This is a genomic window from Xanthomonas fragariae (assembly GCF_017603965.1).
Classification (GTDB): Bacteria; Pseudomonadota; Gammaproteobacteria; order Xanthomonadales; family Xanthomonadaceae; genus Xanthomonas; species Xanthomonas fragariae_A.
In genome coordinates this window covers 2,086,464-2,099,240 of sequence record NZ_CP071955.1, presented here as the reverse complement: position 1 = coordinate 2,099,240, position 12,777 = coordinate 2,086,464, and the positions used below count along the sequence as shown (strand labels likewise).

The following is a 12,777-nucleotide window of genomic DNA, read 5'->3' as shown; positions in this document are numbered from 1 at the left end:
AATAGTTTTTCTGTCGGCGCAAATGGCCAGAAACCAGTGCTCAACGTCACGAAAACTGCTAGTTCTGCTACGCACCTGAAACCATCAAAGCGTTGCGGCGATTGGATGTTGGGGGTTTTACAGAAGAGACGAATTAACACTTTTACTCAAACCCATCCCGCCATTGCGCTCAGTGCGAGGCACACTTTGACTGACGCGCACTGGCCATCGATTCCGCCACGGCGATCTTGTCGGCTACGGCTTTCTGCATCGGCGAGCCGGCGTCCAGCAAGCCATGCAGGTGGCGCCAATGTTCGGTGGCGGCGCTGTAATCGTGCTGCTGGAAGTCGCTGATGCCGAGCAGCCACAGACCGCGTTGATTGCCCGGTTCGCGTGCGACCACCTGTTGCAGACGTGTGCGTGAGGCGGCATCGATAGCGAAGTCGCTGCGCGTTGCCATGTCTGCCGCCACCCAGCCGACGATGGCGGCACTGATGTCGGGTGCAATCTTGAGCGCTTGCGCGTAGGCCTGGCGTGCGTCGGCGGGGCGATTTTCCTGCTCGTGCGCTTTGGCCTGCTGCATCCATGATTCCAACGCCTGCTCCTGCGCATCATCGGGAGCGTGGGTGGCCTGCGTTTGCTCACCACCGGCAGTGGAAGAGGGTGTGGCTACGGTTTGCGCAGTGGACTGCGCCGCCGCGTACACACGCCGTGCGATCGCATCCGGCGCACCGACCAGCCGATACAGACCGGCCGTGGCGATCGGCAAGCCGAGCACCAATAGAATCGGCAATGTGTAGCGTGCATCGCCATTGCGCGTGGGTTGGCGCACCAGCGGCATCAGCCACAACAGCAGCGCAATCACCACCATTGTCGCGCTTGCGAAATAGAAAACTGTCATCACCACTGTTCCTCTGCTTGGGGCGCCACTGGCGTGCCGGCGCACGCACGTTTGCGCACTGTATGGATCACCACGCCCGCACCCGCACCCAGCACCAACAACGGCACGAACCACAGCAGCCAGGTGCCGCGCTTGACCGGCAGGTCGTACAACACGAAGTCCGAATAGCGATCGACCATGTACTGCTTGATCTGCGTGTCGCTCTTGCCGGCCTGGAGTTGGGCAAATACCTGATGGCGCAGATCGCGCGCCAGCTCGGCATTGGAGTCGGCCAGGTTCTCGTTCTGACACACCAGGCAACGGGGCTGCGCTGTCAACCGTTGATAGCGTGCTGCATCGCTGCGGTTCTTGAACGGTAACGGGGCCACCGCCTGCGCAGCCAGTGGTGGCGCGAGCATCACGCCTTGCAGCAACAGCACGATCAAGCGCAGTTGACGCCGCCACGGCATCACGGTGCGCCCTTGGGTCGCGCGGCGATGGCGGGCAGCAACTCGTCGTCGATAACATCGGGCGTGAGCACGCCGATGTGCTTGTAGCGGATCGGGCCTTGCGCGTCGATCAGGAAACTTTCCGGCACGCCGAGCCGGCTGGCCTGCGCCATCAGTACAGGATGTTCGTGCACGCATTCGGCGCACCAGCTGCCGAACACATTGATCAAGCAGGGCTTGCCCAGCAGTTGCTCGCGGCTGATGCGTAGCTCGGGCTGATCCAGCCGCGGCAACGAGAACGCCGGTGCCGGTTCGCCGATCAACGGCGAGGGCACATCGCGCAGGGTGTGCTGCATCGTCCAGTAGGTGCCAAAGCCGAACAGTGCCGCCGGCAACAAAAAGCCCCAGCAAGGGCAGCATGCGATTCACGGGTGCGATTCCTGTGCGATGACAAACGCGTCGTGTGCCGACGAGGTGGCTGCCTTGTCCGCAGTAACCGGCGCACGGAAACGGCGTGCGCCGGCGCTGACAACGCCAGCCATCATCGTCAAAAGACCACCGGCCCAGATCCAGCGAATGAAGGGTTTGTAATACAACCGCAGCGTCCACTCGTATTCGATGTGCTGATCGTCCAGCGGTTCGCCGAGTGCCACATACAAATCGCGCGTGACGCTGGGATCGATCGCCGATTCGGTCTGGATCCGCTCAATGCTTTCGGTGACGGCCTGGGTGTGGATCAGGGCGGTGCCGACCAGCCACGGCATGAAGCTGGCGTTTTCCACAGGGTGACAGAACCCCCAGCCGCCCCAGCCCAGTTCAGCATAGGCCCACCAACTGTCGGCGACGATGCCGGCGGTAAGGCAGGCCCAGGCCAGGTTGGTCCATGGCCTTGCCCAGCGCACCCAGGCCTGTTCCAGTTCGCCGCCCAGCAACGCCGCCACCGTAAACGCGAATGCCACCGAGAAACCAACGTAGCCGATATACAGCACCGGGGGGTGGAAGGTCATGCCCGGATCCTGCAGCACCGGATTGAGTTCGTTGCCATCTAAGGGAATCGGCGACAGCCGCCCGAATGGGTTGGAGGTCCGCAGGATTAAAGCCAGAAAGCCTACCGAAACCAGCTCCAACACCGTCAGGACACGAGCGGCAAGGTGCTGGGGCAGATGCCGGCTGAAGGCCGCCAGCAACAGCGTCCAGGTGGCGAGTATGGCGATCCACAGCAGCAACGAGCCTTCGTGCGCGCCCCACACCGCGGCAAACCGGTAATACCAGGGCAGGGCGATGTTGGCGTTGTCGGCAACAGAACGCACCGAAAAATCCAGCCAGAGCAGCAACCACGCGGGCAGGCCGAACGCCATCCACACAAACACCGCTTGACCCACCGCCGCAGGCCGCGCGATACCTATCAACGCGGTGTTGCCGCGCCAGACACCGATCAGCGGCAACACGCCTTGAGCAAGCGACAGCAGTAATGCCAGGATTAGTGCGATATGGCCGAATTCAGGCGTCATGGGCCATTGGCACGGTGCCACGAAAAGAGACCATCGAGGTGATTGAACGCAAACGGCATCGCATCAACGCGGCGCAGTCAGCAGTACAGCGGCGGCAGGAATCAGCTTGTCGACATGGCCTTCGGCCATCGGCTCTTTGAATTCTCTCTGCATGTAGGTTTCGTCGTGCTTGGCCATCATTTCGTGGGCGACAACTCGTCGGCGACAACGCGCCCTCCTTGCATGTGTCCATTGGCGATCACCGATTGGTTGTCGCGAAACAGATCCGCAGATCCGGAAGAATGCCGATGTACTCGCCTGCGTTGCTGCGTGCTTGTCGATGACGGTGAAAAGGCGATCTTCCACCGCGTGGTAAAGACCGAGCACGTCCAGAGACAGAAACAACACCAGCAACTCGGAGGTGAGCCGCGCCGATCGACGCCGAGGCCATGGTCACTACTTCGACCGGCTTGATTCGCCATACCAATGCGATAAACGCCGACACGCCCATTGCTACGTAGATGAAAAGACTCATGCAGGCGCTGGGCACGTGGATGAAGATGATGCGGTATGCGCCGTGCTGCTGATAATCCGGCGGCGCCACCACCAGCCCGCCATACGCGGCGACCACGCCAAGCAGCAACGCCAGACCCAACGCCCACGGGCGGATGCCGGCGAAGCGATAAAAGATGGGCGGCGAGCCGAGTTTATGCAGCCACAAGGGGAACTGCTTGGCCATGCCGATGCCGTCAGTTGGAATGTTTGGCGGGAGGCGCCAGCACTTCGACCGCTGCGCCGGCGTTGACCTGCAGCTGGCCGTTGGAGACCTTACTGGTGCGCTGCATCAGCTGGCGCAACGCAGTGGCATCCATCGATGGCGACAGCGACAACAGCAGCGCTGCCATACCGCTAACATGCGCGGTCGCCATCGACGAGCCGGAGGTAAAGTCGTAGCGGCCGTTCGGCTGCGTGGTCAATATGTCCTTGCCGGGCGCGCTCAGCACGCCGGGCATGGCGGCAGTGGCGCTGCTGCTACGCACTATCAGCACGCCGGGCACATCGTTGGGAAACCCATCCAACCGCTCGTTCGGCGGCAGCGCCGCCACCACGATGCGGCCCTGTTGCACCAGCCGCAGCAACATCTTGCTCAGCAGCGGATCGGCCGGGCCGCCCAGGCTCAGATTGATCACGCGCGCGGAGCTGTTGTCGATAGCAGCCAGCGCCTTGGCCAGGGTGAAGGTATTGCAGCGTGCGGTGGCACCCACGGTCGGCGCATACCAGCACGCTTTGTAGATGCTCAGCATGGCCTTGGGCGCCATGCCGACGATACCTTGGTGGTTGTTGCTGCCGGCAGCAATGATGCCGGCCACTTCGGTGCCGTGCGAATCGCTGCTGGTCATGACCGGCGTGTCGTCGACCAGATCGTGCACATCGCGGATGCGCGCCTTCAGATCGGGGTGGTTGGTATCCACGCCGGTATCGACGACTGCGACCACGACGCCGCGGCCCTGAGTGGCGGTTTGCGCGCTGGCGGCATCGATGGCGATGAAGCCGCGCTGCATGTCCACATACGGATCGTTGTAGCTGGACAGCGGGGTGGCGTTTTCCGCCGCATCGGCGGAAAACACCGAGAAATCCTGCACCGGCTGCACCAGCTCCACGCCTTCGTCGTCGGCCAGCGCGCTGACCAGCTCATCGCGCGACACGCCCGCCGGCGGTTGCAGCACGGCGCAATACAGACCCAGCGAGGCGATCGGCCAGCCGGAAACTTCACGCAGTTTGTAGCGTTTTTTGATGGCTTCCATGCGCACGGCGGCCTTCTGGCCGGCGCCGTAATAGCTGGAGGCGTAGCCGATCAGGCTGGATCCGGCACGGGCCGGCGGCGCGGTAAGCGGGTTGGCCACCGCCAGCAGGATGTCGCGGCTGCTATCGGGCGTATGCGCATCGGCCGGCGCTGGCGCGTGTGTGGTGGCGACAATTGGCGCAGCATCGGGCGGCACGCCTTGCGCGTGCACATTGGCGCACACGTCCAGGCCGATGCAGGCGGCGATGATGCCGATAGCGAACAAGCGGCTCATGGCGCGGACACGATCTCGGCTAGGCGGATACGCGGGTTGGCGCGCAATTGCTGCACGGTCTGCTGTGGCTGGGCCGGCGGCTGCGGGGCGACCGGCACCACGGTGTAGGCGCCCATTTCATTGGGGCCGCCGACCACCTGCAACTGCTGCGCATTCAGCAGGCTATCCCAGTCGGCCACGGTCATCTTGGCGTCGGGCACCACGCGGATGGCGCCTTGCGGTACCGGCAAGGCGGTGGCGCTGCTGAGCGTGCGGTAGTCATGCGAAGGCGCAGGCGCAGGCGAGGCCAGCTTGACGCCCATGACGCCCAAACCAATTGCCTGCACCAGGGCGGCGGCGGCCAGTGCGCGCATCGTCCAGCTGCCGGAGCGGCGCGTCGCCGAGACCGGTGCAGGTGCGGCGTGCTGCTCCGGCGCATCTAGGCGCCCGAGCAGGCATTGCAGTCCAGCGTTGGCGTCCAGCTTGACCGTCGATGGCAGCGCCAACGCCTGGCGCAAGCGGTTCTGCTGAGCAAATTCGGCGCTGCACGAGGCGCACTTGGCCACGTGCGCGATCAGCCAGGTGTTTTCTTCCTCGGTGGCGCTGTCCAGCAGCACTGCTGGCATCAGCTCCCAGGCATGCGAGCATTCCTTGCCAGGCGCGATGAAAAACGTCTTCATTGCATGGTCTCCGTGTAAGGGGCGCCGCCGGCCAGGCCGGGCAGCACATTGCGTAATTTGACCCGCGCGTGGAACAGCCGGGCTTTGATCGTGCCGACCGGGCATTGCATGATGTCGGCGACTTCTTCGAGCTTGTGGCCCACCCCGTAGACCAGTTCGATCACCAACCGTTGGTCCGGCGACAGCCGTTGCATGCCTTTATCGAGCCAGTCGCGCAGCTCGCGGTCGTCGTTGTCGTCGGCAACGGGGGCGTGGTCTTCCACCACGGCAGTGTTGTCGATTGCCTCGCCGTCGTGCTGACGCAGGCATTTGAGCCCGCAGCGGTAGGCGATGCCCATGATCCAGGTCGACACCTGCGAATCGCCGCGGAAGTCGCCGGCTTTCTGCCAGGCGATCCAGAAGCAGTCGTTGATGGCTTCTTCGATGATTTCCGGGCGGCGGGTCAGGCGCGACAGGAACCGGCACAGCCGGCCGTGATAGCTGTGGTAAATGCTCGCCAGGGCGTTGCGATCGCCCGCAGCCATGCGGCGCAACAGCATGCGGTCGGTGGCATCACCCAGGGTGTCGGTGTCATTCATCAAAGCAGGCACGGCCTAGGACGCATGTCAGTGCCCGCGAGCAGGCAAAAGGTTGCAGGCGGATCAAAACGTCTTGGCTAGCATACCCAGCCACGGCGTTTCGCCGGGCCCGCCCTGCATGCGTGGCGTATTGTCGCTGGTGAGGATACGTTCCATTTTCAGGGTCCATCCGGCGCGGCTCCACTTCAGGCCCAGTTGTCCGTACCGATAAAGGCCTGCATTGGCGGCGCCGTAGGCCATCGCCGGGAACTGCGAGACGCCCGCGCCAGCCGAAAGGCTGAAATCCGCCGAGATCGGCACGTTGGCAGTGACGTCAATGGCCATGATCCAAGGCGAGCGCTGCGAACGGGGAAAATTGAAGGTGGACAACGAGAACGTGAGCACGTCGCGGTACGACCAGGCCAGGCTGGCCTCCTGGCGGTCGAACGTGCGCGACTGGCGGTCGGCCGGGTAGGCGTAATACAGCGCGCTGGCCTGCATCTGCCAGCGATCGTCCAGCATCCATGCACGGCCTACCTGAACCGTGGCGGCCACCGGCTTGCTCAGCGATGGCGATTGCAGCGCGGCGGAGACCGACACCGACCAGCCAGGCGATGGCAGCCAATCACCTGCAGCCTGCAGGGTGACCTTGTTGGGGGCAATGGAAATGCCGCGATCGATCAGCTCCGAAGCGACTGCAACCGTGCCGCCTACGTTGTCCGCAAGCGCGCTGCCGCAAGGGCTCGTGACCAGAGCGAGCAACAGCAAGTAGCGCAGCCAGGCACATCGTTGCGCCCCCCGCAGGTACCAGCAGTGCGTATGCAGACAGGGCATCACCAGCGAACGCCCGAAGCGAGGACGCCGCAAGGATGATCTTCCCTTGCGGCCCATGGATGCCCGTCGCAAGCGCAGCTGCGTCGCGTTCGGCATGGGAACGACTTGGCGGAAAACATTCGGCAAGGGTGCGAGGCGTCTACAAGAGCGGGGCGCATTGGTGACCCATCACGCTGGGCGAGACCGCCGTAGTTGCGGCAGTTTCCGTATACGCTAAGGAGCCGCGTCAGGCAACGCGGCTCGGTGGACGAGGACTGAGACAGAGAGGTCTTGAGCTTGGCCGGCGTCCATTGCCACTTGCTGGCTTTGAGCGCATGGGAGTCGTTGCTGTAGTCCGGCAGGCCGGCGGCGGGGCGCCCGGCCACGCCGAACAGGGACCGGCATTCAAGTGCTAGCTGCCGAGTGTGTCAGATCCGGATCGGATGCGACCAAGATGGCGTCGGCGGCTGGATACAGCATTGCTGCGCACTCACGCCGACGCCGCACCGGGCTGTCCGCACAGGTGCTACGTGTCTATGTCGGCTTCCAACGCGCGGCCAAGGCAAAGTTCCTGGTCTTCACCCGGTTGGCGGTGTCCAGCGACGGTGGCGACAGTTTTCGGCGTCGGCAGCAAACGCCGTTGCTGGATCGTGCACCCGCGCGCAGCACGATGCCGCAGTGCATTCGGCGCCCTACGAAGACGGCCGTTGGCGGCTCTGGTATGCGGTCGGCGACGACCGGGAATTCATCGTTGGTCAGCCGTATCCGCGCTATCACATCCGCTATGCGCAGACCGACGATCTGCGCCGCATTCCACGCGATGACGCGGTGTGCCTGCGTTCACGCGACGACGAAGACCGCATGGGGCGCCCGAGCGCGTATCAGCTTGGCGATCCCTATCTGATGTATTGCACTGGCTGATGTATTGCACTGGCGGCGACACGCATGGCGGTTACTTCCCCAGCGTTGCCTTGCAGTTATCGGAGCACGGCTGGGAGGCGCAGACACTGTGCTATCCGGCCTTAGGGTGGCTAACAAAACGACTGCTCTCACCGCCGGACAGGCGCGGCCGATGCGCGGAATCGGCATTTACCAAGCGTACACTTGCGGTTCCTCCGCGTCGTCCGCACCTACTTGGAGACTGCTCGCTACGTTTTGTTAGCCTCTCTAACCTGCAATCTCTTCCAACGAACGATTGCGCGTGGGTGGCCCAAACAGTGCAATCACACTGGCCACTATCGACAGACTGATCACGATGAAAGCCAGCACGCCATGGCTGCCGACCTGGGCAAGCAGCCAGCCGATCAGTACGCTGCTTGCTGCCGTCGAAAGGCGACTGAACGAATAGCAGAACCCTACCGCTCGCGCGCGCAATCCGGTCGGGAACAACTCTGCTTGGTAGCCGTGATACGCAAAGCTCATCCAGGCATTGCAGAACGCGATCATCGCCCCGCATAGCACCATGCCAATGGCCTGATGCTGCAACGAAAAAAGCACGCCGAACAACACTGCACCCAGGGCCGAGGCGGTGATCTGCCATTTGTTTTCCCAGCGCTGCGCAAAGCGCAGCAACAGCAACGGCGCCAGCGGATACGCCAGCGAAATCGCAAACGCATAGCTCAGGCTCTTGCTCACGCCGGTGCCTTGCGCCGAGATCAATGCCGGTAGCCAATTGCCGAAGCCGAAGAACCCGATCGCTTGAAAAATATGGAACACCACCAGCATGCCGATACGCCCGCGATATGGCACACGCCACAACATCGAGGCCCGCGTGTCGCTGGGCGGTGAGGATGTGGCCGCCTGCGGCGCAGGCACGGGCAAAGGCGCGCCCACATCGTGTGCGCAACGCGCTTCGAGTTGGTTCAACACGGCATCGGCTTCCGCATGGCGGCCTTGTGTGGCCAGCCAGCGTGCCGATTCCGGCAAACGGTTGCGCAGCCACCAGATCGCCAGCGCAAACACGCCGCTGAGCAACACCACCCAACGCCAGCCGCTCACGCCCAGCGGCGCATGCGGCACCAGCAGCCAGGCAGTCAGCGCGACCGTGGGGACCGCCAAAAACTGCACGAAGAACGCAAACGCAAACGCCGCACTGCGCATGTGCCGCGGAACCAATTCGGACAGATAGGTATCGATGGTCACCAGCTCGATCCCCAGTCCAATACCGACCACAAAGCGCAGCGCGATCACACCGATTGCCGTGCTTTGCAGCCCCATCGCCACGGTTGCGGCGGTGTACCAGATCAAAGCGAAGGTGAAAACCGGCCGTCGACCGAAATTGTCTGCAAACGGGCTCAACAGTGCGGCGCCGACAAACAGGCCCAGAAACGTTGCCGCCGCGAATGCGGCCTGATCGGACATGCCAAACGCACCATCCGCGCCGCTGCCAAAAATGCCATCGCCGATCAGCCCCGGACTGATGTATGCGGTCTGGAACAAGTCGTACAACTCAAAGAACCCGCCTAGCGCAAGCAAGCCAACCAGCCGCCACAGCGTGGCGCTGGCCGGCAGCCGATCAATGCGCGCAGCGATCTGTGCGGAGTGGGAGAGTGCAGGTGTTGCGTTCGAAGACATTCGTCGTGCAGGCGCAGCCAAACCAACGGTTATCATAATCAGCGGCCCGATCTCGCAGCGATGACGCTTCGCGGCACGATCGACGCATTCGCGCACGAACCCGACACAACTCATCAACAAAAACTTAGGGCGGCTATCAAAAACACTGCGCTCGCCGCCAGGCGGGCGCGGCCGGTGGTCGGAATCGGCATGTGTACCACGCGCGTACACTCCGGTTCCTCCGCGCCGTCCTTACCCACTTGACGACTGCTCGCTACGTTTTGTTGGCCGCTCCTAGCCGAATTGATCCGCGGCGTGGACACGCCGTGACCGACGATCCGGGCAGCCCGCCCAACAACCGTGTTGTCGATCTGACGTAAGCGCGATGATCCAGGTGACCGGTCGCCTCGCACTCAGCACTGCGCGACCGGCCACCACCCGCGAATCAGATTTACCAACTGGTCGGAGGTGAAGCCGAACACAGCGACCGATATCAGCGACGCCGACCACCCCAAGAGCATCAGGGCGCCATCGCGCTCAAGCAAGGCGAGCGCGAACAGCAGCAGAATCAGGCCGAAAATGTAGTTGGTGAATGGAATCGGCAGCGTCAGCAAGAAACCGACCAACACCAGCAGCAACCCGGTAAAGACTTGCGCCGGTCTCCGATCCAGCATGCCGTGCAAACGCGGCTTGAGCAGCCGATCCAGGCGTTGCAGCGTCGGCGCTAATTTCGCGACAAAGCGCTGACTGGTCCTGCGACGCGGCCCGCGCTCGCCGATGAAGCGCGGCACCCACGGCTTGCGCAGGCAGCACATTATCTGCACGCCGATCAGCATTGTCAGCGGACCGCTGATACCACCGGCCACGCCGGGAATCGGCATGAAAGACGGCAGGATCGCCAGGAACAAAAACACGCCGAAGGCGCTCTGTTGCAGATCGGCCAGAATCTCGCGCACCCGCAGCACGTGCTCCGGGTCGCCTTCGCTGAAGGCCGCCAGCAAACGGCGGATACCTTCATTGCGATAACGCATCTGTTCGCCGCCGGTGTCGTCGGATGGCGGCGCGCGGTTATCCGACGATGTCATCGCTGTCCTCGTCGCCGATGCGGCTCAACAGCAACTTGTCCACGCGTGCGCCATCCAGATCGACGATCTCGATGCGCCAGCCGGCCCAATCGAAAAATTCGCCGGCTTGCGGAATGCGCCCGAAGTAGTAAATGCACAGGCCGGCAAGCGTGTGGTAATCGCCTTCGTCGGCTTCTGGCAGCTCGGCGCCCAACACTTCGCGCAGTTCTTCCACTGGCAGCGAGCCATCGATCAGCAACGAGCCGTCGGCGCGTGTCACGACCAGCGCGTCTTCGTCGGTGTTTTCCACTGCCTGCAGACGGCCAACCACCGCCCCCATCAGGTCGCTGATGGTCACCAGCCCGCGGATTTCGCCGTATTCGTCGACCACCAATGCCATCGATTGCTGTTCTTCGCGGAAGATCTCCAGCAGCTTCATCGCATGCGTGGATTCGGACACGAACAAGGTGTCGCGCAAAGCCTGGAACAAGTGCGCGCCATGCCCATCCATACGCGTGACCAGCGATTTGACTTCCAACACGCCGGCAATGTCCTGGTCGCTGCCGCGATACACCGGATAGCGCGAGAATTCGTGCTCGCGCATCACCTGCAGATTGCGTTCCGGCTCGGCGTTGGCATCTAGCCAGGCGATGCGATTGCGCGGCGTCATCAGGCTGTCGGCGGTGCGGTCGCCCAGCCGCATCACGCGGTTCATCATGTCGCGCTCGTGCGCATCGATCACGCCGGCTTCGTGGCTTTCGGCCACCAGCATACGGATCTCTTCTTCGGTCACCGATGCCGATTCGTCTTTGCCCATGCCCAGCATGCGCAGCACCAACCGGGTCGAGCGCGCCAGTACCCACACGCCTGGTGCGGCGATCTTGGCCAACCAGGCCATCGGCACTGCGACAACGCCAGCGATGTCTTCGGAATTACGCAGCGCCAGCCGCTTGGGCACAAGTTCGCCGAAAATCAGTGTCAGGAAGGTGATCAACGCGACTGCCAGCGTGCTGCCGATGACCACCGAATACGGTTTGGGCTCGCCGACCAGGGCGAAAGTAGCCGACAGGGTGGGGAACACCCGCTGCAGCCAGACCCCGATGGCCTCGCCAATGGCTTCACCGCCAAACAGGCCGGTCAGGATGCCGATCGAGGTGATGCCGATCTGTACCGTGGACAGAAAATTTTCCGGGCTTTCGGCTAATGCCAGGGCCCGCGCGGCGCGTTTGCTGGAGCCGGCCATCTGCTTCAGGCGGCTTTTGCGCGAAGTCATCAACGACATCTCCGACATGGCGAAGAAGCCGTTCAACAGGATCAAGGCGATGACGATCAGAAACTCAATCACGGGCGTCTTCCCCGGTCGGTGAAGGGAAGGGCGGGTGGGGACGGCGCACGCAAAGGCGCGGCGGTAACGGAGGGGGGGGGATAGGGTCGTCTTCCATAGGGTGCACCCGAGGGCGCGCTGCCATGTTAGCAAACCGAAGGGTGGTTCGAGCCGGGAAATGCCGATGTGAAGGCCCGTCCTGGCACCAGGATACCCAGACAGGCCATGGAACGGCCATAATTATTGCCTGGCGTCCGTCTCTCCCTCACGGCAGGAAGTCGTCTACCTAATGTTCTCGTTGCAGACCATCTTCGGTTCCGGCAAGCAGCTTTATTGGCTTCTGAACGAAACGGCGCAGGCCGCCTACGACAGTACCAAGGCGTTGCAAGTCATGATGCGCGAGTCCGATCGCCAACCCGTGCTGGACGCCTTCAAGCTGGCTCGGCTGCGTGAACGCGCCGCCTCCGACAAGATCGGACAGGCGCTGGTGGACAGTTTCATGACTCCGATCGAGCGCGAAGACATCGAGGCGCTTGGCTCGGCGCTGTACAAGATTCCCAAGCAGGTCGAAAAGTTTGCCGACCGTTATTCGCTGGCCACCCAGCAGCTGGAGCACATCGATTTCGCCCCGCGCGCGGCGATGCTGGAACAGGCAGCCGCGGTAGTGGTGGACATGGTCAACGACCTGCCACGCATGAACGTCGATCGCATGACCGCGCTCAACGACAAGCTGCGCATGCTGGAAAACGAGTCCGACCGGCTGATGCTGGAGCTGTATCGCGACATCTATTCCGGCCGCGTGGACACCCTGCAGATGTTTCTGCTCAAGGAGTTCTTCGAGATTCTGGAAAAGGCCATCGACCGTTGCCGCGAGGCAGGGGTGGTGGTCTACCAGATCGTGCTGAAGAACAGCTGAGGTTGCCGCGTGCTT

At 62.9% G+C, this 12,777-nt stretch carries 11 protein-coding genes, 2 other RNA genes and 5 pseudogenes; 4 read left to right on the top strand and 14 right to left on the bottom strand.

Annotated elements, in window-relative coordinates:
• Window positions 1–169: 169 nt before the first annotated feature.
• The 11 genes and pseudogenes from J5I97_RS09845 to J5I97_RS09795 form a co-directional block, all read right to left on the bottom strand.
• Window positions 170–880 (bottom strand): tetratricopeptide repeat protein, encoded by a 711-nt coding sequence (locus J5I97_RS09845; protein ID WP_430541801.1) that lies wholly within the window; start codon window positions 878–880, stop codon window positions 170–172.
• Window positions 880–1,329, bottom strand: a complete 450-nt coding sequence (locus J5I97_RS09840; RefSeq protein WP_208586246.1) for a cytochrome c-type biogenesis protein — start codon at window positions 1,327–1,329, stop codon at window positions 880–882. The genes J5I97_RS09845 and J5I97_RS09840 overlap by 1 nt, the downstream gene beginning before the upstream one ends.
• Window positions 1,329–1,737: pseudogene (locus J5I97_RS09835) on the bottom strand (DsbE family thiol:disulfide interchange protein). The gene J5I97_RS09840 and the pseudogene J5I97_RS09835 overlap by 1 nt, the downstream one beginning before the upstream one ends.
• Window positions 1,734–2,819: a cytochrome c biogenesis protein CcsA gene (gene ccsA, locus J5I97_RS09830; RefSeq protein ID WP_208586244.1), complete on the bottom strand. Its 1,086-nt coding sequence runs from the start codon at window positions 2,817–2,819 to the stop codon at window positions 1,734–1,736. Before ccsA ends, J5I97_RS09835 begins: the two are co-directional and overlap by 4 nt.
• Window positions 2,820–2,882: 63 nt before the next feature.
• Window positions 2,883–3,149 (bottom strand): annotated as a pseudogene (locus J5I97_RS09825) (cytochrome c maturation protein CcmE); the annotation flags it as partial.
• A 3-nt stretch (window positions 3,150–3,152) separates the two neighbouring features.
• Window positions 3,153–3,537 (bottom strand): annotated as a pseudogene (locus tag J5I97_RS09820) (heme ABC transporter permease); the annotation flags it as partial.
• A gap of 10 nt (window positions 3,538–3,547) precedes the next feature.
• On the bottom strand, window positions 3,548–4,876 hold the full coding sequence (locus J5I97_RS09815) for a S8 family serine peptidase (protein ID WP_208586238.1): 1,329 nt from the start codon (window positions 4,874–4,876) through the stop codon (window positions 3,548–3,550).
• A complete protein-coding gene (locus J5I97_RS09810) occupies window positions 4,873–5,535 on the bottom strand; it encodes a zf-HC2 domain-containing protein (protein WP_208586236.1) in 663 nt (220 codons plus the stop codon). The genes J5I97_RS09815 and J5I97_RS09810 overlap by 4 nt, the downstream gene beginning before the upstream one ends.
• The gene (locus tag J5I97_RS09805) at window positions 5,532–6,125 is read right to left on the bottom strand and encodes a sigma-70 family RNA polymerase sigma factor (protein WP_208586235.1); all 594 of its coding nucleotides are present in this window, start codon (window positions 6,123–6,125) and stop codon (window positions 5,532–5,534) included. Before J5I97_RS09805 ends, J5I97_RS09810 begins: the two co-directional genes overlap by 4 nt.
• A 51-nt stretch (window positions 6,126–6,176) precedes the next feature.
• The gene (locus tag J5I97_RS09800) at window positions 6,177–6,983 is read right to left on the bottom strand and encodes a hypothetical protein (RefSeq protein WP_371885806.1); all 807 of its coding nucleotides are present in this window, start codon (window positions 6,981–6,983) and stop codon (window positions 6,177–6,179) included.
• Between the two features lie 188 nt (window positions 6,984–7,171).
• A pseudogene (locus tag J5I97_RS09795) lies at window positions 7,172–7,303 on the bottom strand (c-type cytochrome); the annotation flags it as partial.
• Window positions 7,304–7,328: 25 nt separating this feature from the next.
• Between J5I97_RS09795 and J5I97_RS09790 the strand changes: the two are divergent.
• Window positions 7,329–7,930 (top strand): annotated as a pseudogene (locus J5I97_RS09790) (hypothetical protein); the annotation flags it as partial.
• A 62-nt stretch (window positions 7,931–7,992) separates the two neighbouring features.
• A non-coding RNA gene (locus J5I97_RS09785) (sX9 sRNA) lies at window positions 7,993–8,069 on the top strand.
• 3 nt (window positions 8,070–8,072) lie between these two features.
• Here J5I97_RS09785 and J5I97_RS09780 read toward each other — a convergent pair.
• A complete protein-coding gene (locus J5I97_RS09780; RefSeq protein ID WP_208586234.1) occupies window positions 8,073–9,479 on the bottom strand; it encodes an MFS transporter in 1,407 nt (468 codons plus the stop codon).
• Between the two features lie 191 nt (window positions 9,480–9,670).
• On the opposite strand from J5I97_RS09780, the gene J5I97_RS09775 reads away from it, so the two are divergent.
• Window positions 9,671–9,748, top strand: a non-coding RNA gene (locus tag J5I97_RS09775) — sX9 sRNA.
• 123 nt (window positions 9,749–9,871) lie between these two features.
• Here the strand turns inward: J5I97_RS09775 and J5I97_RS09770 are convergent.
• Together J5I97_RS09770 and J5I97_RS09765 are read right to left on the bottom strand one after the other, a co-directional pair.
• The gene (locus tag J5I97_RS09770) at window positions 9,872–10,543 is read right to left on the bottom strand and encodes an exopolysaccharide biosynthesis protein (protein WP_208586233.1); all 672 of its coding nucleotides are present in this window, start codon (window positions 10,541–10,543) and stop codon (window positions 9,872–9,874) included.
• On the bottom strand, window positions 10,527–11,867 hold the full coding sequence (locus tag J5I97_RS09765; RefSeq protein WP_208586232.1) for a hemolysin family protein: 1,341 nt from the start codon (window positions 11,865–11,867) through the stop codon (window positions 10,527–10,529). Before J5I97_RS09765 ends, J5I97_RS09770 begins: the two co-directional genes overlap by 17 nt.
• A 268-nt stretch (window positions 11,868–12,135) precedes the next feature.
• Here J5I97_RS09765 and J5I97_RS09760 point away from each other — a divergent pair, with 268 nt between their 5' ends.
• Window positions 12,136–12,762, top strand: a complete 627-nt coding sequence (locus tag J5I97_RS09760) for a DUF47 domain-containing protein (protein ID WP_208586231.1) — start codon at window positions 12,136–12,138, stop codon at window positions 12,760–12,762.
• The last annotated feature ends 15 nt before the right edge of the window (window positions 12,763–12,777 follow it).

What these genes read in the sequence shown, in the direction of transcription:
- J5I97_RS09810 (WP_208586236.1), bottom strand. Translation starts at nt 5,535, where the DNA reads ATGAAGACGTTTTTCATCGCGCCTGGCAAGGAATGCTCGCATGCCTGG.
- ccsA (WP_208586244.1), bottom strand. Translation starts at nt 2,819, where the DNA reads ATGACGCCTGAATTCGGCCATATCGCACTAATCCTGGCATTACTGCTG.
- J5I97_RS09780 (WP_208586234.1), bottom strand. Translation starts at nt 9,479, where the DNA reads ATGTCTTCGAACGCAACACCTGCACTCTCCCACTCCGCACAGATCGCT.
- J5I97_RS09840 (WP_208586246.1), bottom strand. Translation starts at nt 1,329, where the DNA reads ATGCCGTGGCGGCGTCAACTGCGCTTGATCGTGCTGTTGCTGCAAGGC.
- J5I97_RS09815 (WP_208586238.1), bottom strand. Translation starts at nt 4,876, where the DNA reads ATGAGCCGCTTGTTCGCTATCGGCATCATCGCCGCCTGCATCGGCCTG.
- J5I97_RS09845 (WP_430541801.1), bottom strand. Translation starts at nt 880, where the DNA reads ATGACAGTTTTCTATTTCGCAAGCGCGACAATGGTGGTGATTGCGCTG.
- J5I97_RS09800 (WP_371885806.1), bottom strand. Translation starts at nt 6,983, where the DNA reads ATGGGCCGCAAGGGAAGATCATCCTTGCGGCGTCCTCGCTTCGGGCGT.
- J5I97_RS09770 (WP_208586233.1), bottom strand. Translation starts at nt 10,543, where the DNA reads ATGACATCGTCGGATAACCGCGCGCCGCCATCCGACGACACCGGCGGC.
- J5I97_RS09760 (WP_208586231.1), top strand. Translation starts at nt 12,136, where the DNA reads ATGTTCTCGTTGCAGACCATCTTCGGTTCCGGCAAGCAGCTTTATTGG.